Here is a 20,649-nt window from a genome sequence, read left to right as displayed (position 1 = left end):
GCGCCGCGGACCGACGCGATCGTCGAGCCCTTCTGGCCGATGGCGACGTAGATGCAGCGGACCTGCTTCGTCGGGTCGCCGGTCTCCCAGTTGGCCTTCTGGTTGATGATCGTGTCGATCGCGATCGCCGTCTTGCCGGTCTGGCGGTCGCCGATGATCAGCTGACGCTGGCCACGGCCGATCGGGATCATCGAGTCGATGGCCTTGATGCCGGTCTGCAGCGGCTCGTGCACCGACTTGCGGGCCATGACGCCCGGGGCCTGGAGCTCGAGGGCGCGGCGGCCCTCGGTCTCGATGGCGCCGAGGCCGTCGATGGGCTCACCCAGCGGGTCCACGACGCGACCGAGGTAGCCGTCGCCGACCGGGACGGAGAGGACCTCACCCGTGCGGCGGACCTCCTGGCCCTCCTCGATGCCGGTGAACTCGCCGAGCACGACGACACCGATCTCACGCACGTCGAGGTTGAGCGCGAGGCCGAGCGTGCCGTCCTCGAACTTGAGCAGCTCGTTCGCCATCGCGCCGGGCAGGCCCTCGACCTGCGCGATGCCGTCGCCCGCGAGCGTGACACGGCCGACCTCTTCCGAGACGGCGCCCTTGGGCTCGTACGTCTTCACGAAGCTGTCCAGCGCGGCGCGGATCTCCTCCGGCCGGATCGTCAGCTCAGCCATTGCTTCTCTCCTGTCGTGGCGCACGCGGTGCGTGCGGTCTCACATGTCTGGTGCGCGGCGGGCGCGCGGGTCAGCTCGCCAGCCGTCGGCGGGCGTCCGCCAGGCGGGCCAGCACGGTCGCGTCCACGACCTGCGGTCCCACCTGCACGCGCAGGCCACCGAGGATCTGCGGGTCGAGCACGGTGTTGAGCTGGATCTCGCGACCGTAGGCATTCCGGAGGATCTCCGCGAGGCGGTCGCGCTGCGCCGTGGTGAGCGGCGACGCCGAGTGCACCGTGGCGACCTGGCGGTCGCGCCGCTCCGCGATGAGGTCGGCCAGGTGGCCGAGGCTCGCCACGTACCGGCGGCCGCGCGGCGCCGCGGCGACGCGCTCGGCGACCAGCAGCGTCACGGGTGCGACGCGCCCGCCGATGATCTGGTCGACCAGGTGCACGCGCGCCTCCGCGAGCACCGAGGTGTCGAACAGCGCCCGACGGACCTCCCGCTGCCCGGCGAGGGCACGCGAGAACCGGAACAGCTCGTCCTCGACCTGGGCGAGCGTGCCGTCCGCCTCCGCGGTCGCGAGCACGGCGTGGAACGCCAGGTGCTCGACGGCGTCCGCCAGGTCGTTGTCGGCCGACCAGCGCGACCGCACCAGACCCTGCGCCGCCTCGACGACCCGCGGGTCCGCGGCGCCGAGCAGCCGGCCCACGAGGCCGGCCTTCGCGTCGCCGTCGATCGACGGGTCGGCGAGGGTCCGGCGCAGCGAGCCCGACGAGTCGAGCGCGTCGACCAGGGCGAACAGCTGCTCGCCCAGCGTCGACGACTGCGCACCGGCCTCGCCGAGGACCGGCTCCCACCGCTCCTCGGCGGCGGCCAGCGACGCCCTGCTCGTGCCGCGCATCAGTTCCCCTTACCTGCGTCCGCCGCAGCGCCCGCCGTGCTGGCCTCGAGGTCGTCGAGGAAACGGTCGACGACGCGCGAGCGCCGCACCTCGTCCTCGAGCGACTCGCCGACGATCTTCGACGCGAGCTCGGTCGCGAGCGCGCCGACCTCGGTGCGCAGCGAGACGCTCGCCTGCTGGCGCTCCGCCTCGATCTGCCGCTGGGCGTTCTCCACGATGCGCGCGGCCTCGGCCTGCGCCCGCGTCCGGGACTCCGCGACGATCGCGGCGCCCTCGTTGCGCGCCTCCTCACGGATGCGCGCGGCCTCCGTGCGGGCGTCCTGGAGCTGCTGCTGGTACTCGGCGAGGGCCGCCTGGGCCTCCGCCTGCGCCGACTCGGCGAGGGCGAGACCGCCCTCGATCTTCTCGGTGCGCTCGTCGAGCACCGCCTGGATCTTCGGCAGCGCGTACTTGAGGAACACGAAGCCGAGCACCACGACGATGAACAGCGACCAGACGATGTCGTAGGTCTCCGGGAGGAGCGGGTTCGGCGTCTCCTCCGCGGCAGCGACCACCGCGCCGTGCGCGGCGGTGACCAGCTGCCCGGCGATCACGGGAAGATGAAGGGGGTGACGAGACCGAGCAGGCCGAACACCTCGATGAAGGCGAGGCCGATGAACATGGTGGAACGCAGCTGACCGGACATCTCCGGCTGGCGGGCCATGCTCTCGATCGTCTTGCCGAACAGGATGCCCAGGCCGATGCCGGGGCCGATGGCGGCGAGGCCGTAGCCGATGACGGCGAGGTTGCCGGTCATGTTGTGGTTCCTTTCATCTGCGCGCCGCGCGGCGCGTCCGGGTGGGGCGACGATCCGGGACCGTGTCCCTCGCCGTCGGGCGAGCAGGTGCTCAGTGTTCGGGTTCGAGGACCATCTGCAGGTAGACCGCGGTGAGGATCGCGAAGACGTACGCCTGCAGCGCGGCGACGAAGATCTCCAGCAGGAAGAACGCGAACCCGCCCGCGAGCGTCACGACGCCCAGGACCTTCATGCCGTTCGCGGCCTCGAAGAAGAAGAAGGAGGTCGCCGCGAAGCAGAGGGCCAGCAGGAGGTGGCCGGCCATCATGTTCGCGAAGAGTCGGATCGTCAGCGTCGCCGGCCGCAGCAGGAAGACCTGCAGGAACTCGACGGGCGTCAGCAGGACGTACAGGCCCTTCGGCACACCCGCCGGGAACAGTGCGCCCTTGAGGAACCCGCCGACGCCGAGCTTCTTGACCGCGGCACCGATGTAGAGGAAGAACACCCACAGCGCGAAGATCAGCGGGAGCCCGATGACCGACGTGCCGGCGATGTTGAGGAACGGCACCACGCCGGTGATGTTGAAGAAGAAGATCGTGAAGAAGATCGTCGTGATGATCGGCGCGTACTTGTTGCCGAGCTTCTCGCCGAGCGTCTCGACCGCGATCTGACGGCGGCAGAAGTCGAGCACCATCTCGACGACGACCTGGAACCGGCCGGGCACGAGCTTCGCGCGGCGCGCGGCGACCACGATCACGAGGATCGCGACGGCGGCCGCGATGAAGCGGACGATCATGATCCGGTTGATCTCGAACGGGGTGCCCTCGAACAGCACCGCCGGCGGGAAGAAGTCCGCCAGCGACGGCGCGTGGAAGCCGCTCTCGCTTTCTTCAGCGGCGAGCGGGAGGATCGTCGCAAGGCTGGACAGGGCGGTCTCCTGAGGTCGAGGGTGTCACCCGCCCGCGTCGGCGCGGGCACGCTGGCGACACTTGGCCGTCGTGTATGCGGGGAAGCCTAACCTATGAGTCGGCGTGCTCCGGTCGGCCGTCCGCGCCGTTCGACGGGGCGTCCGAGGCCTCCGTCCCGGCACCCGCGGCGGGAGCCGGCTCGACGTACGGGACGTGTCCGCGCTGCACCGCGCGCAGGTCGAGGATCGCCGATCCGAGCACCCCGGCGAACAGCACGACGCCGAGCACCACGCGGTCGTAGAAGTCGAACCGGCTGAGCACCGCGAGGGCGACGAACACCACCACGATCTTGGCCAGCCAGGCGCCCATGATCACCGCAGACGTGCGTGCGGGCGAGCTGCGGACGGTCGCCAGGACGGACAGCACGGTGGTGCCCGAGAAGATCAGCGCGATCGCGACGCCGAGCAACGCACCCCACGCGCCCGCCGCGCCGGCGACGAGCACGCCGATCCCGACACCGAGCACGAGCAGGACTCCGAGCAGCACCAGCATGTCGCGGAACGCCTGGCGGACCACCGCCTCGACGGCCTGCTCGCTGAGCGGGGGGCGGGCGCCCGGCGTGGGGGCGTTCGTCATCGGACTTCCTCCGGGGTGGGGACGGGCAGCGGGGCCGGTGCGCCGGCGCCGGGCGCGCCGCCGGGGTCGGCCGGCGGCGGCGTCGAGCGGCCGCGCAGCGGGCCGAGCGTGAGCAGGGTGGCGACGACGACGCCGACGCCGAAGCAGACGAGCACCTCGGTCGTCGACCACACGACGAGCGCCGAGACGCCGAACGCGAAGACGGCCGTCCAGATGTACATGATCGCGACCGCGCGCCGGTGCGAGTGGCCGAGGCCAAGCAGCCGGTGGTGCAGGTGCATCCGGTCCGGGTGGAACGGGGACTTGCCGGCGCCGACCCGACGGACCACGGCGAGCGCCATGTCGAGCAGCGGGAGCAGCAGCACGGCGAACGGCAGCAGGATCGGCAGGAACGCGGGGAACCGCTGGCGGTTGAGCACGGACTCGGTGTCGATCTGGCCGGTCACCAGGATCGCGGCCGCCGAGATGACGAACCCGAGCACCATCGCGCCCGAGTCCCCCATGAAGACGCGCGCCGGGTAGAAGTTGTGCGGCAGGAACCCGAGGCAGGCCCCGACGAGCGCGGCGAGGACCAGCGCCGCGAGGCTCGCGTAGTCGGCACCGCCGGCCGTGCGCGTGAGCAGGTAGGCGTACAGGAAGAACGCCGTGCCGCCGATGGCCAGCACCCCCGCGGCCAGGCCGTCGAGCCCGTCGACGAAGTTCACGGCGTTCATCGCGATCACCACGGTGAGCACCGTGAGGAACGTCCACATGCGGGTCGAGCTGATCACGTTCACGTCACCGAACGGCAGCTGGTAGAGCTGGACGCCCTGCCAGGCGAGGAACCCCGCGGCGAGCACCTGGCCCATGAGCTTGGTGAGCCAGTCGAGGTCCCAGATGTCGTCGGCCACACCGAGCGCGCACACCAGCGCCGCTCCCCCGACGATCCCGACGAGCGGGCGCGGGTTGCCGTAGAGCGCGTGCAGGAACGGCAGCCGGCTCGCCATGAGGATCGCGACGAGGATGCCGGCGAACATCGCCATGCCGCCGAGGCGCGGGGTCGGGATCGCGTGCACGTCCCGGTCGCGCACGGCGGTGATGGCACCCCAGCGCAGCGCGCACCACCGGGCCAGCGGCGTCGTCAGGTACGCGACCGCTGCGGCGATGAGCAGGACCAGGAGGTAGACCCTCATGCGGTCGGACCCTCCGGGGTGGGCCCGGGCGGGTCCGCGTCCGCCGTGCCGGCAGCCTCGGGCCCGTCGACGGCGGTGACCTCCCGCAGCTGCTCGAGCGAGAGCGCGCCCGCGCGGACCAGCCGCAGCCGGTCGCCGGTCGCGTCGACGATCGTCGACGCGACGCCGCCGGGTGCCGCGCCCGCGTCGAGGTAGACCGTGACCGACTCGCCGAGCTGGTCGAACGCGTCCTGCGCGGTCACGGCGGCGGGCGAGCCGGTGCGGTTGGCGCTGGACACGGCCATCGGACCGGTGCGGCGCAGCAGCGCGAGCGCCGTCGGGTGGTCGGGCACCCGGAGCGCGACCGTGCCGCGGGTCTCGCCGAGGTCCCAGGCGAGCGACGGCTGCGCGGTCACGATCAGCGTGAGACCGCCCGGCCAGAACGCCTCGGCGAGCGCGCGCGCCCCGGCCGGGACGTCGGTCGCGAGGCCGTCGAGCGTGCGCACGTCGGCGATGAGCACCGGTGGCGGCATCTGCCGGCCGCGGCCCTTCGCGTCGAGCAGCGCCTGCACGGCGGGCGGGGTGAACGCGTCCGCCCCGATGCCGTACACGGTGTCGGTGGGGAGCACGACGAGGGCGCCGCGGGAGACCGCGTTGACCGCCTCGTCGATCGCGGGTCCCCAGGTGCTCGGGTCGTCGGCTGCCGAGATCCGCTCGTTCACGCCTGCGATCCTCCCACGGTGTCGGTGGGCGACTCGCCGGACCTGCCGGGAGCGCCGGGGTGCGCGAGCCGCGCGACGAGCATGCGGGGCCGACCCGTGAGGTCGGGTCGGGTGTGGACGTCGGCGAACGCACCGGTCGCGTCGGCGTCCCGCCGTGCCGCGGCGTCCTGGACCTCGGCGTGCTCCATCACGAGCAGCCCGCCGGGGACGAGCAGCCGGACGGCCGCCGCGATCACCGCGCGCGGGATCTCGAGCCCGTCGGCGCCGCCGCCGTAGAGCGCGAGGTCGGGGTCGTGGTCGCGCACCTCGGGGTCGACCGGCACGGCGTCCGGCGGGATGTAGGGCGGGTTCGACACCAGGACGTCGACGCGGCCGTCGAGGTCGGCGAGCAGCGCCGCGTCGCGCACGTCGCCGAGCTCGACCCGCACACCCGGTGCTCCGTTGGCGTCCGCGTTGCGGCGGGTCAGAGCGACCGCGGCCGGTGCGGCGTCGACCGCCGCGACCGTGGCCGTCGGCACCTCGGTCGCGACCGCGACGGCGATGCCGCCGGCACCGCAGCACAGGTCGACGACGACCGGCGCGCGGCCCTCTGCGGCGAGCCGCGCAGCCTCGTCGACCGCGACCTGCGCGACCTGCTCGGTCTCGGGCCGCGGCACGAAGACGCCGGGCTCGACGTACATCGTCAGGTAGCGGAACCCGGTCGAGCCGGTGATGTGCTGCAGGGGCTCGCGCAGCCGACGGCGCTCGACGAGCTGCGCGTACCGATCGGCGAACCCCGCAGGGACGGGCGGCGGGAGCACGAGCTCGAGCCGTTCGACGCCGAGCGCGTACGCGGCCAGGGCCGTCGCGTCGCGGCGCGGGGACGCGACGCCGGCCTCGTCGAGCACGCGTGCCGCACCCTCCACGAGCGCGCGCAGCCCCGGCTCGGGCCGCCGGGCTGCCGCGGTGCTCACTCCGCGGTCCCCGCGGCCGCCGCCAGGCGGGCCGCCTCGTCCGCGTCGACCGCCGACTGCACGACCGGCCCGAGCTCGCCCGAGAGCACGGTGTCGAGGTTGTACGCCTTGTAGCCGGTGCGGTGGTCGGCGATCCGGTTCTCGGGGAAGTTGTAGGTGCGGATCCGCTCGGAGCGGTCGACGGTCCGGACCTGGCTGCGCCGGGCCTCGCTCGCCGCGGCGGCCGCCTCCTCCTGCCGGGCGGCGAGCAGCCGCGCACGCAGCACCCGCATCGCCTGCTCGCGGTTCTGCAGCTGCGACTTCTCGTTCTGCATCGAGACGACGATGCCGGTCGGCACGTGCGTGATGCGGACCGCGGAGTCCGTGGTGTTGACGGACTGGCCGCCTGGGCCGGACGACCGGTAGACGTCGATCCGCAGGTCGTTGGGGTCGATCTCGACCTCGCCCTCGTCCTCGGCCTCCGGGAAGACGAGCACGCCGGCGGCCGACGTGTGGATGCGGCCCTGCGACTCGGTGACGGGGACACGCTGGACGCGGTGCACGCCGCCCTCGTACTTCAGGTGCGCCCACACGCCGTCCTCGGGCGCGGCCGCGCCGCGCGACTTGACGGCGACCTGGACGTCCTTGAACCCGCCGAGGTCGGACTCCGTGGCCTCGAGGACCTGCGTCGACCAGCCCATCCGCTCGGCGTACCGGGTGTACATCCGCAGCAGGTCGCCGGCGAACAGGGCCGACTCCTCGCCGCCCTCGCCGGCCTTGATCTCGAGGATCACGTCGCGCGCGTCGTCGGGGTCGCGCGGGATCAGCACGTTGCGCAGCCGGGCAGCGGCGGCGTCGGCGGCTTCGCGCAGCGCCGGGAGCTCGGCCGCGAAGGACTCGTCGACCTCGGCGAGCTCCTGGGCCGCCTCGGCGTCGTCCGTGGCGGCGCGCCAGGCGCGGTAGGCCTGCGCGACACGGCCCAGCTCGGCGTAGCGGCGGCCGAGGCGGCGCGCCCGGGCGGCGTCCGCGTGGACCCCGGGGTCGGCGAGCTGCGCCTCGATCTCGGCGTGCTCGGCGAGCAGCGGCTCGGCGGCGGCGAACGCGTCGCTCATGGGGTCTCCTGGCTGCACCGGGGATGCCGTCCCGTCGGGACGGCCCTGACAACGACACAGCGCCGGTGCCCACGCGGACACTGCCATGGAGGGCAGTCGTCCGCGCCGGGCACCGGCGCTGCGAGGGTGCTAGTTGGCCGGCTTCTTGCCGTACCGCGCCTCGAACCGGGCCACGCGGCCACCGGTGTCGAGGATCTTCTGCTTGCCCGTGTAGAACGGGTGGCAGGCGCTGCAGACGTCGGCGTGGATCTTGCCGCTCGTCACGGTGGAACGCGTGACGAACGAGTTGCCGCAGGTGCACGTGACCTCGGTGACCACGTACTCCGGGTGGATGTCAGACTTCACGGGATTCTCCTCGCTGGGGGTGTCCCCGGGTCCCGCACGCGAGCGCGCGCAGGTGAACCGCAGACCAGCAGAACATTGTGCCAGAACGGTTCGCCAGCCAGAAATCTTCCCGGTCGGCCAGCCCGGTCGCCCGGGACCTCGGACCGGCGCGGTGCCCGTCCCGCCGGTCCTACGATGATCGGACCGATCATTGCCCCGGAGGACCGCTTGCCCAGGACGCTCGTCGTCACCAACGACTTCCCCACCCGGCAAGGCGGCATCGAGGCGTTCGTGGCCGCGCTGAGCGACCTCTTCCCGCCCGGCGAGGTCGTCGTCTACACCGCGTCCATGCCCGGCGACGCCGCGTACGACGCGGAGCTCGCCTACCCCGTGGTCCGGGACCGGGCGACGACGCTCCTGCCCACCCGCCGCGTGCGTCGCGACGTCGTGGCCGCGTTCCGCGAGCACGGGTGCGACCGCGTGCTGTTCGGGGCGTCGGCCCCGCTCGGCCTCCTCGCCCCCGCGCTGCGGGCGGCCGGCGCACAGCGCATCGTCGCGCTCACGCACGGCCACGAGGTGTGGTGGGCCCGGATGCCCGTGACCCGGCGGCTCCTGCGCCGCATCGGCGACGAGGTCGACGACCTCACCTACATCTCCGACTGGTGCCGCGACGAGATCGGGCGCGCGCTGTCGCCGGCCGGCCGCGCCAAGCAGCGCCGCCTCGCGCCTGGGGTCGACCCCGACCGGTTCCACCCGGGCTGCGGCGGCGCCGAGGTCCGCGCGGGGCTCGGTCTCGACCCTGGCGTCCCGCTGGTCGTGACTGCGTCCCGCCTCGTCGAGCGCAAGGGCCAGGACATGCTCGTCGAGGCGTGGCCCGCCGTGCGCGCGGTGGTCCCCGACGCCCGGCTGCTCGTGGTCGGCGACGGCCCGCACCGGCGCACTCTCGAGCACCGGGTCCGGACGCTCGGGCTCGACGACGCCGTGACGTTCGTGGGAGCGCGCGCGTGGAAGGACATGCCGCCGTACTTCGACGCCGGCGACGTCTTCGCGATGCCGTCACGGACGCGGCTGCACGGCCTCGAGCCCGAGGGCCTCGGCATCGTGTTCCTCGAGGCGGCGGCGTGCGGCAAGCCCGTGCTCGTGGGCCGCAGCGGTGGCGCGCCCGACGCGGTGGACGACGGCGTCACCGGGTTCGTCGTCGACCCGACCGACACCGCCGAGATCGCCGCCCGGCTCTGCGACCTGCTCACCGACCCGGCGCGCGCCCGTGCCATGGGCGCCCTCGGCCGTGAGCGCGTGGTGCGGGACTGGCGGTGGGAGCAGGTCGGCGCGACGTGCCGCGAGTACCTCGACGGGCAGACCGTCAGCGACGCCGTCTGACGCCGCTCGCCCCTGCAGGACCGGCCACACGGTCGCTGAACACCGCGCCCCGACGTCCGCGTGGCGTCACGGCGACGTCGGACCCTTCGCCGGGAGCGACGACGGCCCCGCACTCCACGAGGAGTGCGGGGCCGTCCGCCGGACGGGCGTTGTCAGTCCTGGCCGGGCGTCGTCTTCTGCACCTGGAGCAGGAACTCGACGTTCGACTTCGTGTCACGCAGCTTGCCGAGCAGCAGCTCGATGGCCTGCTGCTGGTCGAGGGCGCCCATGACGCGGCGGAGCTTGTAGATGATCTTCAGCTCGTCGTTCGCCATGAGGATCTCCTCGCGGCGCGTGCCCGACGCGTTGACGTCGACCGCCGGGAAGATCCGCTTGTCGGCGAGCGACCGGGACAGTCGCAGCTCCATGTTCCCGGTGCCCTTGAACTCCTCGAAGATGACCTCGTCCATCTTGGAGCCGGTCTCGACGAGCGCCGAGGCGAGGATCGTGAGCGAGCCGCCGTTCTCGATGTTGCGCGCGGCACCGAAGAACCGCTTCGGCGGGTACAGCGCGGACGCGTCGACACCACCGGAGAGGATGCGCCCCGACGCCGGGGCCGCCAGGTTGTACGCCCGCGACAGGCGCGTGAGCGAGTCGAGGAGCACCACGACGTCCTGCCCCAGCTCGACGAGCCGCTTGGCGCGCTCGATCGCGAGCTCCGCGACGATGGTGTGGTCGGAGGCGGGCCGGTCGAAGGTCGAGGCGATGACCTCGCCCTTCACCGTGCGCTCCATGTCCGTGACCTCCTCGGGGCGCTCGTCGACGAGCACGACCATGAGGTGGACCTCGGGGTTGTTCGCGGTGATCGCGTTCGCGATCTGCTGCATGATGATCGTCTTGCCCGCCTTGGGCGGCGCGACGATGAGGCCGCGCTGGCCCTTGCCGATGGGCGCCACGATGTCGATCACGCGCGGGGTGATGCGCGTGGGCTCGTACTCCAGGCGGAGGCGGTCCTGCGGGTACAGCGGCGTCAGCTTCGTGAACTCCGCGCGGCCGCGGGCCTCCTCGGGCGTCATGCCGTTGATGGTGTCGAGCCGCACGAGCGCGTTGAACTTGTTCGGCCGGTTGCCCTGCGGGGCGGGCTGCTGCTCGCCCTCGCGGGGCTGCCGGACGGCGCCCGTGATCGCGTCGCCGCGGCGCAGGCCCGACTTCTTCACCTGGCCGAGCGAGACGTACACGTCGTTCGGGCCCGGCAGGTAGCCGGACGTCCGGACGAACGCGTAGCTGTCGAGCACGTCGAGAATGCCCGCGACGGGCAGCAGGACGTCGTCGTCGGTGACCTCGATCTCGTCGAGGCCCGCCACGTCCGGGGTGCCCGTGCGTCCGCGGCCGCGCTTGCGGTCACGGTCGCGGTAGCGGTCGCGCGAACGACGACGGCGGCCGCCGCGCTCCTCGTCGTCGAGGCCCGCCTGGTCGCCGCTGCGCGGCGCCGTCTGCGTGCCCTGCTGCTGACGGTTCTGCTGACCGCCCTGCTGCTCGCCACGCTGGTCGGGGCGCTGGTCGCCGCGCTGCTGGCGGGGCTGGCCCTCCTGCTGACCCTGCTGGGCCTGGGACGCGTGGGCGTCTGTGTCGTCCGCCGGGGCACCCTGGCCGCGGCCCGCGCGACGCGAGCGACGCTCGCCCGTCACGGCGCCGACGGCCTCGGCCGCACGGCTCGCACGGTCCTCGCGCGGCTCTGCGGGGGCCAGGCGCGCGTCGAGCGCGGCCTCGAGGCCCGCGAGTGCGTCCGTGCGCGGAGCGCGCTCCGACTCGGTGCGCGCGTCCGCCTCGGGGGCCTCGGTCGTGGTCGCCGCGACCCGCGCGGGGCGCTCCCGGCGCGCGCGGGCCGGCGGCTCGGCGACGGCGACCGTCTCCGTGCGACGCGGCTCCAGCGCGTGCGGCCGGGAGCCGGCGCGGGCGGCCGAGATGGCCTCCACGAGGTCACCCTTGCGCATCTTGGAGGTGCCCTTGACGCCCAGCTCGGACGCGAGCGCCTGCAGCTCGGGCAGGCGCAGCGCGGAGATGGAGGCGCCACGAGCTGATCCGCCGGTGGGGCTCACGGCGGGATCGATGGTGTCTGTCACGAAGGACCCTTCCCCTCGTCGATGGGCCGACGCCCCGCGGGGACGGGGGTTCGGCCTGCGTCCGGTCGCTCTGACCGGAACGAGCTGGCACGCGCGGCGTACGACGACGTCTGCGACATCTGCGCGCGTGGGCTGGATTGTTCCCGGACCGTCGACTCGTGCTGGACACCCGGGCTCTTGACGGCGCGGGAGACCCGGAGGACGAAATCCGGGGAACGCGTCGATGCTACCACTGTCGGTCGCTCCTCCTGGGCGCCTGACGGGCCCGAACGGCATTCACCCGATCGGCCGTCGCGCCGCCGCGCCGACCCGCTCACCCGTTGCCCCGAGGGTGTCCACGGTCAGCGGCAGGATGCGCCAGCCGCCCATCGCGCCGCCGAACGCCGCCTCGAGCGCGGCGTCCGCGTCGGTGCGGGGGACGCCGTCCGCGCCGGGGGCGCCGCCGAGCCGGCGGGCGAGCGCGAGGACCGTCGGGCCGGCACCGGACACGACCGCCGCGACGCCGCGGGCCCGCAGCGCGTCGACGAGCGCCATCGAGTCGTGCATGACCGAGCGGCGGTACTCCTGGTGCAACCGGTCCTCGGTGCCCGCGAGCAGCAGCGACGGGTCCGAGCCCAGCGCCTGGACGAGCAACGCCGCCCGGCCGGCCTGGAACGCGGCGTCGACGTGCGGGACGGTCCGGGGCAGCACGCCCCGCGCCGCCTTCGTCGAGAGCTGGACGGACGGGACCACCGCGACGGGGACGACGTCCGGGTGCACGGCGATCCGGCTCGCGCGGACCGTGCCCGTCCCGGTCTCGGTCCAGGCGACCGTCGCGCCGCCGAGGATCGCGGGGGCGGCGTTGTCGGGGTGGCCCTCCATCGCGGTCGCGAGGGCGAGGACCGTCTCGTCGGGCAGCGCCTCCGGCTCGGCGACCAGCTCGCGCGCCGCGACGATGCCCGCGACCACCGCCGCGGCGGACGACCCGAGGCCGCGACCGTGCGGGATGCGGTTGCGGCACACCAGGTGCAGGCCGGTCTGCGGGGCGCCGACGTGGTCGAGCGCCGCGCGCAGCGCCTGCACCACGAGGTGCGACTCGTCGTCGGGCACCTCGCCCGCACCCTCGCCGGTCACCTCGACCGTGACGCCCGCGGTGCCGAGCGCCCGGACCTCGAGCTCGTCGTGCAGGCCCAGGGCGACGCCGAGCGCGTCGAAGCCGGGGCCGAGGTTGGCGCTCGTCGCGGGGACCCGCACGCGGACCTGGTCCGCCCCCAGGCGCACGGCCGTCAGTCCAGGCCGAGCGCGGACGCGATGGACACGACGTCCGCCGAGACCCGGACGGGCTGCACGTCGCTGCCGTCCGGCGTGCGCAGCGCCCACTGCGGGTCCTTGAGGCCGTGCCCCGTGACCGTGATGACGATGCGCGCACCCTGCGGGACCCGGCCCGCGTCGGCCAGCGCGAGCAGCCCCGCGACGCCCGCGGCCGAGGCCGGCTCGACGAACACGCCGACCTCCGCCGACAGCACGCGGTGCGCGGCGAGGATCTGCTCGTCGGAGACCGCCTCGATGAGGCCGCCCGACGTGTCGCGCGCGTCCTCGGCCTGCGCCCAGGACGCCGGGTTGCCGATGCGGATGGCCGTCGCGATGGTCTCCGGGTCGTCGATCGGGTAGCCCGCGACGATCGGGGCGGCGCCCGCGGCCTGGAAGCCCCACATGATCGGCGTCCTGGTGGCGACGGCGGCGTGCGCCGCACCGGCGTCGAGACCCGCGTACTCGCGGTAGCCCTTCCAGTACGCGGTGATGTTGCCCGCGTTGCCGACCGGCAGGACGTGGATGTCCGGCGCGTCGCCGAGCGCGTCGACGATCTCGAACGACGCCGTCTTCTGGCCCTCGATGCGGTCGGGGTTGACCGAGTTCACGAGCTCGACCGGGTACGCCTCGGCGAGCTTGCGGGCGGCCACGAGGCACGCGTCGAAGTTGCCGTCGACCTGCAGGAGCCGGGCGCCGTGCGCGATGGCCTGGCTGAGCTTGCCCATCGCGATCTTGCCGTCCGGCACGAGCACCGCGCAGACCATCCCCGCACGCGTCGCGTACGCCGCCGCGCTCGCGGAGGTGTTGCCGGTGGACGCGCAGACCACGGCCTTCGCGCCCCGGCCTGCGGCGGCGGAGATCGCCGACGTCATGCCGCGGTCCTTGAACGAGCCCGTCGGGTTCATGCCCTCGACCTTGACGAACACCTCGGCGCCCGTGCGGTCCGACAGCACCGGCGCCGGGACGAGCGGCGTGCCGCCCTCTCCCAGCGTGACGACAGTCTCCTGCACGTGCGCGGGCAGGCGGTCGGCGTACTCGGCGATGATCCCGCGCCACTGGTGGGCCATCAGGCTCCTTCGACTCTCAGGACGGACACGACCCGACGCACCACGTCGAGGGCCTCGAGGGCCTCGACCGTGCTGCGCAGCGCGTGCTCGGTGGCGGTGTGCGTGGTGATGACGAGCATGGCGAGGTCGGTCACGACCTTGCCGTCGCCCTTGGGCGTCTGCCGGACCGACTCGATCGACACCTCGCGGCCGGCGAGGACCGCGGCGACCTGCGCGAGGACACCCGGGCGGTCGGCGACCTCGAGGCGCATCTGGTAGCGGGTGCGCGCCGCGGCGGCGGGCAGCACCGGGAGCGCCGCGTACGACGACTCGACCGGTCCACGCCCGCCGAGCACGCGGTGCCGGGCGACCGAGACGACGTCGCCCAGCACGGCGGACGCCGTCGGCTGCCCGCCCGCGCCGCGCCCGTAGAACATGAGCTCGCCGGCCGCGTCGGCCTCGACGAACACCGCGTTGAACGCGCCGCGCACACCGGCGAGCGGGTGCGCGGCCGGCACGAGCGCGGGGTGCACGCGGACCTGGACCCCGGCGGTGACGGTGCCGTCGTCGGCGCGCGACTCGCCGCGCTCGGCGATCGCGAGCAGCTTGAGGACGTAGCCCGTGCGCTCGGCCCACGCGACGTCGTCGGCGGTGAGCGACGTGATGCCCTCGCGGTCGACGTCGTCGATCGAGACGCGCGTGTGGAACGCGAGCGACGCGAGGATGGCTGCCTTCGCGGCGGCGTCGTAGCCCTCGACGTCGGCCGTCGGGTCGGCCTCGGCGTAGCCGAGCGACTGGGCCTCCTTGACGGCCTGCTCGAGGTCGAGGCCCTCGGTGGCCATCTTGTCGAGCACGTAGTTGGTGGTGCCGTTGACGATGCCGAGCACGCGGCGGACGTGGTCGCCGGCGAGCGACTCGCGCACCGGGCGGACGATCGGGATGGCGCCCGCGACGGCGGCCTCGAAGTACAGGTCGACACCGGCCGCGTCGGCGGCGGCGTACAGCACCGGGCCGTCCTGCGCGAGCAGCGCCTTGTTGGCGGTGACGACGGAGGCGCCGTGCTCGATGGCCCGCAGCAGCAGGCCCTTCGCGGGCTCGAGGCCCCCCATGAGCTCGACGACGACGTCCGCCTTCGCGACGAGGCCCTCGGCGTCGGTGGTCAGCAGCGCACGGTCGACGACCGGGTCGCGCGGTGCGTCGACGTCGCGGACCGCGACCCCGACGAGCTCGAGCGGGGCACCGACCCGGGAGGCCAGGTCGTCGGCCTGCGTCGTGAGCAGCCGGACGACCTCCGTGCCGACGACGCCGCACCCCAGGACGGCGACGCGCAGGGCCGGGCGGACGTCGGCGGACGAGGGCGCAGACACGGCTGCCTCCAGACGGGTTCGGGCACCGTCCCCGACGATCCCGGGGCGGGCGCCCCCAGGATAGGGGTGCCGTCCACGTGGTGGGCCGCGCGGTCCGCCCTGTGGGAGCGCCTCGACGCGACGCGGTCCTGTGGACGGCTGGAGGTCAGCCCGCGTCGAGCGCGAGCAGGTCGTCGACCGTCTCGCGGCGGACCAGCACCCGCGACGCCCCGTCCCGCACCGCGACCACCGGGGGGCGCGTCAGCAGGTTGTAGTTCGACGCCATCGACCGGCCGTACGCGCCCGTCGCGGGCACGGCGAGCAGGTCGCCCGCGCGCACGTCGCCCGGGAGCTGCACCTCGTGGACCACGATGTCGCCGCTCTCGCAGTGCTTACCGACCACGCGCGCCAGCACGGGCTCCGCGGTCGACACCCGGCCGACGATCTCCGCGTGGTACTGCGCGCCGTACAGCGCCGGTCGGATGTTGTCGCTCATGCCGCCGTCGACCGAGACGTACGTGCGCACGCGCCCGTCGTCCAGCCGCACGGGCTTGACCGTGCCGACCGTGTAGAGCGTGAGCCCGGCAGGCCCGACGATCGCGCGACCGGGCTCGATCGAGAACCGCGGCAGCGCGGTGCCGAGCTCCGCGGCGGCCGCCGCGACCGACCCGGCCACGTCCTTGGCGATCCGGTCCGGGTCGAGCGCGACCTCACCGGGCAGGTAGGCGATGCCGTACCCGCCGCCCAGGTCGACCTCGTCGACCAGCACGCCCGTGCGTTCCGCGAGGTGCGCGCGCAGCGTGAGGACCGCGCGGGCGGCCACCTCGAACCCGGACGGGTCGAGGATCTGCGAGCCGATGTGCGAGTGGATGCCGAGCAGGTGCAGCTCGGGGCGGGCCAGCACCGCGAGCAGCGCGGTCACCGCCGGGCTGTCCGCGCCCTCGTCGGCCGCCAGGGACAGCCCGAACTTCTGGTCCTCGTGCGCCGTCGAGATGTACTCGTGCCCGCCGGCGTGCACACCTGTCGTCACGCGCACCATCACGGGTGCGGGGTCTCCCCCGCGGCGCTTCACGAGGTCCGCGAGGCGGTCGATCTCGACGAGCGAGTCGACGATGATCCGGCCGACGCCCGCGTCGAGCGCCGCCGCGAGCTCGTCGTCCGACTTGTTGTTGCCGTGCAGCCCGATGTGCGCACCCGGGACGCCGGCCCGCAGCGCGACGGCGAGCTCGCCGCCCGAGGCGGTGTCGACCCGCAGGCCCTCCTCGTGCACCCAGCGGGCGACCGCGACCGACAGGAACGCCTTACCCGCGTAGTACACGTCGACGCCCGCGCCGACCTCGGCGAACGCTGTCTCGAACGCGCGCCGGTAGGCCGTCGCGCGCGAGCGCAGGTCGGCCTCGTCGAGCACGTACGCCGGTGTGCCGTGGGTTGCCGCGAGCGTGTGCACGTCCACACCGCCGACCGACACGGTGCCGTCGTCGGCCCGTGCGACGCCCCGGGACCAGGGCTCGCCGGGGATCGTGCTCACATGCGCTCCGGCGCGCTCACGCCGAGCATCGCGAGGCCGTTCGCGAGCACCTGGCGCGTGGCGTCGTTGAGCCACAGGCGCGTGCGGTGCACGTCCGAGACCTCCTCGTCGCCGAACGGCGTGACCCGGCGCTGGTCGTACCACTTGTGGTACGCCCCGGCGAGCTCCTCGAGGTACCGGGCGACCCGGTGCGGCTCGCGCAGCTCGGCGGCCTGCGCGACGACGCGCGGCAGCTCGGCGATCTGGCCGAGCAGCACGGCCTCGGTCTCGTGGTCGAGGAGCGACGCGTCGAACCCGTCCTCCTTCGACACGCCCGCGTCGGCCGCGTTGCGGCCCACGTTGACCGTGCGCGCGTGCGCGTACTGGACGTAGTAGACGGGGTTCTCGTTCTTCGCGGACGCGAGCAGGTCGAGGTCGAGGTCGATCGACGAGTCCGCCGACGAGCGGGCCAGCGCGTACCGGGCCGCGTCGACGCCGACCGCGTCGACCAGGTCGTCGATCGTCAGGACCGTGCCGGCACGCTTCGACATGCGGACCGGCTGGCCGTCCTTGACGAGGTTGACCAGCTGGCCGATGAGGATCTCGAGGTTGACGTGCGGGGTGTCACCGAACGCCGCGCACACCGCCATCATCCGGCCGATGTACCCGTGGTGGTCGGCGCCGAGCATGATGACGACCCGGTCGAACCCGCGCTCGCGCTTGTCGAGGTAGTACGCGATGTCGCCCGCGATGTACGCGGCCTGGCCGTCCGACTTGATGATGACGCGGTCCTTGTCGTCACCGAAGTCCGTGGTCCGCAGCCAGACGGCGCCGTCGGCGTCGAACACGTGGCCGCCCTCGCGCAGGCGCGCCACCGCGTGCTCGACGGCGCCCGACTCGTGCAGCGAGTCCTCGTGGAAGTACACGTCGAAGTCGACGCCGAAGTCGTGCAGCGACTGCTTGATCTCGCCGAACATCAGCTCGACGCCGCGCGCCCGGAAGGCCTCGGTCGCCTCCGCCGTCGGCAGCGTGCGCGGGTCGGGCTCGCCGGCCGCGAGCGCGTCGGCGACCACCTGCTCGGCGATGTCGGTGATGTAGGAGCCGCCGTAGCCGTCCTCGGGCGCGGGCTGCCCCAGAGCGCGCGCGACGAGCGAGCGCGCGAACCGGTCGATCTGCGCGCCGTGGTCGTTGAAGTAGTACTCGCGCGTGACGTCGGCGCCCGACGCCGCGAGCACGCGGGCGAGGCTGTCGCCGACGGCCGCCCAGCGGACGCCGCCGATGTGCAGCGGGCCCGTCGGGTTGGCGGAGACGAACTCGAGGTTGACCTTGACGCCGGCGAACGACTCGTTCTGCCCGTACTCGCCGCCCTGCTCGACGACCGTCCGTGCGAGCTCGCCGGCCGCGGCCGTGTCGAGCCGGATGTTGAGGAACCCGGGACCCGCGACCTCGACGGACGCGATGCCCTCGACACCGCCGAGGCGCGCGGCGAGCTCGGTCGCGAACGCGCGCGGGTTCGTGCCGGCCTTCTTCCCGAGCTGCATCGCGACGTTCGTCGCCCAGTCGCCGTGCTCGCGCTGCCGGGGTCGCTCGAGGTGCACGGTCGCGGGGATGTCCGCGGCGTCGAGAGCGAACGTGCCGTCGTCGACGGCGTGCACCAGGGCGGCCCTCAGGGCCTCGGAGAGCTGTGCGGGAGTCACCCGTCAAGGGTAGGGGACCTCGGACGGCGTCCCGGACGGGTTATCGGGCGTCGACCGGCAGGCGGGCGTCGTCCGTCGCGGGCTTGCCGAGCATGTCCGGACGGCACGCCCGCCACGCGACGACGGCCTGCACGCCCACCAGCCCGAGCAGCACGGCGATCGGCACGTCCCAGCCGCCCGTCGCGTCGTAGAGCAGCCCGATCCCGACCGGCCCGAGCCCCGCCACCGCGTACCCGACGCCCTGCACCATGCCCGAGAGCGTCACGGCGATCGCGGGTGTCGCGGTGCGCAGCCCGATGAGTGCGAGCGACACGGGGAACGTGCCGCCACCGATCCCGAGCAGCACCATCCAGAGCGCGGTCGCGTGCGCCGGCGCGAACCACAGGCCCAGGTACCCGACGGCCCAGCACGCGAGGAAGGACGCGACGAGCGGGTACGGGTTGCGCATCCGAGCGGTCAGCACCGGGCCGAACAGGGCGGCGGGCAGCCCCATGATCGCCACGACCGCGAGCCACCGTCCGCCGGCCGCCGCGTCGAGGCCCGCGTCGGCGAGGATCTCGGGGAGCCACGCGAACAGCACGTACATCCCGGTCGTGTTGAGCGCCCACGTCGCTGCGAGCGCCCACGCGAGGGGCGAGCGCCAGACGAGCCGGGTGACACCGCGGTCGTGCGACACGAGCACCTGCTCGCCCGACCGCCGGGGCGCCCGGCGCAGCAGCTCGCGCAGGTGCGCGCGGGCCGTCACCGAGCGGACCACGACGACCACCCACGGCACCGCCGCGGCCACCCCGACGACCGCCCACCACCCGATCGCGACCCGCCACCCGTACCGCTGCGCGAGCGGCAGCGCGAACAACGGCGGCAGGGCCGTGCTGACCGAGATCGCCACGGAGTACACCGCGGTGACGAACCCGATCCGGTCCGGAAAGTAGCGCTTGACCAGCGGCGGGAGCAGCACGTTGCCCATCCCCATGCCCGCGAGCGCGAGCACCGACCATGCCAGGAACGCAGGCGCGGAGGAGACCGTCGCCCGGACCACCTCGCCGGTCGCCGACAGCAGCATCGCGAGGACCATCGTGGGCTCGAGTCCCAGCCGGCGCGCGCACGGCGTGGCGAGCGAGCCGAACACCGCGAACGACACGACCGGGATGGTGCCCAGCAGACCGGCCTGCCCGGCCGAGAGGGCCACGTCCTCGCGGACGACCACCAGGATCGGCGACACCGCCGCGACGGCGACCCGGAGGTTGAGGGCGACGAGCACGATGCCCGCGAGGACCACGAGCCGGCCGCGCCAGAAGGGCCGGGGGATCACGGGCTGGGAGGACTCCACTTGCCAGGAGCCTATCGGCCACGTGCCCGACGGCCTCACCCGTCCGGCGCACGGCCGCGCCCGCGGACGGGCCGGAGAGCCATGTCCCCTGGTCGGAGGTCTAGCACAGGCATGCCCCACCGGTGTTGACTGCACGGCATGCCTGGACACGGAGCCTGACCGGATGGCGCGTCGCACCGGTCTGATCGACACCGCCGTCGACGAGATCCGCACCCGCATCACCGCCGGCGACTGGCCGGTCGGGACGCGGATCCCGCCCGAACCCGCACTCGTCGACCTCCTCGGCGTCGGGCGGAACACCGTCCGCGAAGCGGTGCAGTCGCTCGTGCACGCGGGTCTGCTCGAACGACGCCAGGGCTCCGGCACGTACGTGCTGTCGACGTCCGAGCTCGCCGTGACCATGGGCCGCCACATCGCCGACGCTCGGCAGCGCGACGTCATCGAGGTGCGCCGGGCGCTCGAGATGGAGGCCGCTCGTCTGGCGGCCCGCCGCCGCACCTCGACGGACGCCGCCGCGCTGCTCGACCGCCGTGACGAGCGCGCCGCCGCCTACCGGTCCGGCGACCTCGACCGCATGGTCGTCACGGACCTCGACCTGCACCGCGCGATCGTCCGCACCGCCGCCAACCCCGTGCTCGTCACCCTCTACGAGAACCTGCTCGACGCGATCGGCGAGAACATCCGGTTCAACTTCGTCACGGACACGCACGGGTTCGACGCGCACGACGGGCTCGTCGAGGCGATCGTCGCGGGTGACGACCGCGCCGCGGTCGACGAGACCAGCCAGTACCTGTCCGCGCTGCTGGGTGAACGCTGACGGGCTGGTAGTGTCGTGCACCG

General features: G+C 73.8%; 19 protein-coding genes and 1 pseudogene. 2 read left to right on the top strand and 18 right to left on the bottom strand.

Features of this window, described 5'->3' with window-relative positions:
• The 11 genes and pseudogenes from J7523_RS08960 to rpmE form a co-directional block, all read right to left on the bottom strand.
• Window positions 1-668: pseudogene (locus J7523_RS08960) on the bottom strand (F0F1 ATP synthase subunit alpha); the annotation flags it as partial.
• 70 nt (window positions 669-738) lie between these two features.
• Window positions 739-1,551, bottom strand: a complete 813-nt coding sequence (locus tag J7523_RS08955; protein WP_291885129.1) for a F0F1 ATP synthase subunit delta — start codon at window positions 1,549-1,551, stop codon at window positions 739-741.
• Entirely contained in the window at window positions 1,551-2,129 is a 579-nt protein-coding gene (locus tag J7523_RS08950; protein ID WP_291885144.1) for a F0F1 ATP synthase subunit B, read from the bottom strand. The genes J7523_RS08955 and J7523_RS08950 overlap by 1 nt, the downstream gene beginning before the upstream one ends.
• A gap of 11 nt (window positions 2,130-2,140) precedes the next feature.
• Window positions 2,141-2,347 (bottom strand): ATP synthase F0 subunit C, encoded by a 207-nt coding sequence (gene atpE / locus J7523_RS08945; RefSeq protein WP_203756789.1) that lies wholly within the window; start codon window positions 2,345-2,347, stop codon window positions 2,141-2,143.
• Between the two features lie 91 nt (window positions 2,348-2,438).
• Window positions 2,439-3,161 (bottom strand): F0F1 ATP synthase subunit A, encoded by a 723-nt coding sequence (gene atpB / locus J7523_RS08940; protein ID WP_291885123.1) that lies wholly within the window; start codon window positions 3,159-3,161, stop codon window positions 2,439-2,441.
• A gap of 184 nt (window positions 3,162-3,345) precedes the next feature.
• Complete coding sequence (locus J7523_RS08935) at window positions 3,346-3,870, bottom strand: hypothetical protein (protein WP_291885120.1); 525 nt, start codon at window positions 3,868-3,870, stop codon at window positions 3,346-3,348.
• Window positions 3,867-5,042 carry an MraY family glycosyltransferase gene (locus J7523_RS08930; RefSeq protein ID WP_291885117.1) on the bottom strand — a complete coding sequence of 392 codons (1,176 nt, stop codon included), beginning with the start codon at window positions 5,040-5,042 and terminating at the stop codon, window positions 3,867-3,869. Before J7523_RS08930 ends, J7523_RS08935 begins: the two co-directional genes overlap by 4 nt.
• Entirely contained in the window at window positions 5,039-5,743 is a 705-nt protein-coding gene (locus J7523_RS08925) for an L-threonylcarbamoyladenylate synthase (protein ID WP_291885114.1), read from the bottom strand. The genes J7523_RS08930 and J7523_RS08925 overlap by 4 nt, the downstream gene beginning before the upstream one ends.
• Complete coding sequence (gene prmC, locus J7523_RS08920; RefSeq protein WP_291885110.1) at window positions 5,740-6,696, bottom strand: peptide chain release factor N(5)-glutamine methyltransferase; 957 nt, start codon at window positions 6,694-6,696, stop codon at window positions 5,740-5,742. The genes J7523_RS08925 and prmC overlap by 4 nt, the downstream gene beginning before the upstream one ends.
• Window positions 6,693-7,787 carry a peptide chain release factor 1 gene (prfA, locus tag J7523_RS08915; protein WP_291885108.1) on the bottom strand — a complete coding sequence of 365 codons (1,095 nt, stop codon included), beginning with the start codon at window positions 7,785-7,787 and terminating at the stop codon, window positions 6,693-6,695. The genes prmC and prfA overlap by 4 nt, the downstream gene beginning before the upstream one ends.
• Before the next feature lie 129 nt (window positions 7,788-7,916).
• Window positions 7,917-8,132, bottom strand: coding sequence for a 50S ribosomal protein L31 (gene rpmE / locus J7523_RS08910; protein WP_291885105.1), 216 nt, complete (start codon window positions 8,130-8,132; stop codon window positions 7,917-7,919).
• A 207-nt stretch (window positions 8,133-8,339) separates the two neighbouring features.
• On the opposite strand from rpmE, the gene J7523_RS08905 reads away from it, so the two are divergent.
• Window positions 8,340-9,491, top strand: coding sequence for a glycosyltransferase family 4 protein (locus J7523_RS08905; RefSeq protein ID WP_291885102.1), 1,152 nt, complete (start codon window positions 8,340-8,342; stop codon window positions 9,489-9,491).
• 152 nt (window positions 9,492-9,643) lie between these two features.
• Here the strand turns inward: J7523_RS08905 and rho are convergent, their stop codons facing one another.
• From rho to J7523_RS08870, 7 genes are all read right to left on the bottom strand, one after another.
• On the bottom strand, window positions 9,644-11,593 hold the full coding sequence (rho, locus tag J7523_RS08900; RefSeq protein WP_291885100.1) for a transcription termination factor Rho: 1,950 nt from the start codon (window positions 11,591-11,593) through the stop codon (window positions 9,644-9,646).
• A 276-nt stretch (window positions 11,594-11,869) separates the two neighbouring features.
• The gene (gene thrB / locus J7523_RS08895; RefSeq protein WP_291885098.1) at window positions 11,870-12,853 is read right to left on the bottom strand and encodes a homoserine kinase; all 984 of its coding nucleotides are present in this window, start codon (window positions 12,851-12,853) and stop codon (window positions 11,870-11,872) included.
• A gap of 5 nt (window positions 12,854-12,858) precedes the next feature.
• Window positions 12,859-13,950: a threonine synthase gene (gene thrC, locus J7523_RS08890; RefSeq protein ID WP_291885095.1), complete on the bottom strand. Its 1,092-nt coding sequence runs from the start codon at window positions 13,948-13,950 to the stop codon at window positions 12,859-12,861.
• Complete coding sequence (locus J7523_RS08885; RefSeq protein ID WP_291885092.1) at window positions 13,950-15,296, bottom strand: homoserine dehydrogenase; 1,347 nt, start codon at window positions 15,294-15,296, stop codon at window positions 13,950-13,952. Before J7523_RS08885 ends, thrC begins: the two co-directional genes overlap by 1 nt.
• 145 nt (window positions 15,297-15,441) lie before the next feature.
• Window positions 15,442-16,803: a diaminopimelate decarboxylase gene (lysA, locus tag J7523_RS08880; RefSeq protein WP_291885090.1), complete on the bottom strand. Its 1,362-nt coding sequence runs from the start codon at window positions 16,801-16,803 to the stop codon at window positions 15,442-15,444.
• Complete coding sequence (gene argS / locus J7523_RS08875; RefSeq protein WP_291885087.1) at window positions 16,800-18,479, bottom strand: arginine--tRNA ligase; 1,680 nt, start codon at window positions 18,477-18,479, stop codon at window positions 16,800-16,802. The genes lysA and argS overlap by 4 nt, the downstream gene beginning before the upstream one ends.
• A 40-nt stretch (window positions 18,480-18,519) precedes the next feature.
• The gene (locus J7523_RS08870; protein ID WP_291885084.1) at window positions 18,520-19,809 is read right to left on the bottom strand and encodes an MFS transporter; all 1,290 of its coding nucleotides are present in this window, start codon (window positions 19,807-19,809) and stop codon (window positions 18,520-18,522) included.
• A 163-nt stretch (window positions 19,810-19,972) separates the two neighbouring features.
• Between J7523_RS08870 and J7523_RS08865 the strand changes: the two genes are divergently transcribed.
• Window positions 19,973-20,626 carry an FCD domain-containing protein gene (locus J7523_RS08865; protein ID WP_291885081.1) on the top strand — a complete coding sequence of 218 codons (654 nt, stop codon included), beginning with the start codon at window positions 19,973-19,975 and terminating at the stop codon, window positions 20,624-20,626.
• Window positions 20,627-20,649: the final 23 nt, after the last annotated feature.

Source organism: Cellulomonas sp. (assembly GCF_017744555.1).
Classification (GTDB): domain Bacteria; phylum Actinomycetota; class Actinomycetes; order Actinomycetales; family Cellulomonadaceae; genus Cellulomonas.
The sequence above is the reverse complement of the archived record's forward strand: the minus strand, read 5'-3'. Positions and strand labels throughout refer to the sequence as shown.

Excerpts from the sequence above, each read along its gene's own strand:
- J7523_RS08955 (WP_291885129.1), bottom strand. The coding sequence starts at position 1,551 with ATGCGCGGCACGAGCAGGGCGTCGCTGGCCGCCGCCGAGGAGCGGTGG.
- atpE (WP_203756789.1), bottom strand. The coding sequence starts at position 2,347 with ATGACCGGCAACCTCGCCGTCATCGGCTACGGCCTCGCCGCCATCGGC.
- J7523_RS08935 (WP_291885120.1), bottom strand. The coding sequence starts at position 3,870 with ATGACGAACGCCCCCACGCCGGGCGCCCGCCCCCCGCTCAGCGAGCAG.
- J7523_RS08930 (WP_291885117.1), bottom strand. The coding sequence starts at position 5,042 with ATGAGGGTCTACCTCCTGGTCCTGCTCATCGCCGCAGCGGTCGCGTAC.
- prfA (WP_291885108.1), bottom strand. The coding sequence starts at position 7,787 with ATGAGCGACGCGTTCGCCGCCGCCGAGCCGCTGCTCGCCGAGCACGCC.
- thrC (WP_291885095.1), bottom strand. The coding sequence starts at position 13,950 with ATGGCCCACCAGTGGCGCGGGATCATCGCCGAGTACGCCGACCGCCTG.
- J7523_RS08865 (WP_291885081.1), top strand. The coding sequence starts at position 19,973 with ATGGCGCGTCGCACCGGTCTGATCGACACCGCCGTCGACGAGATCCGC.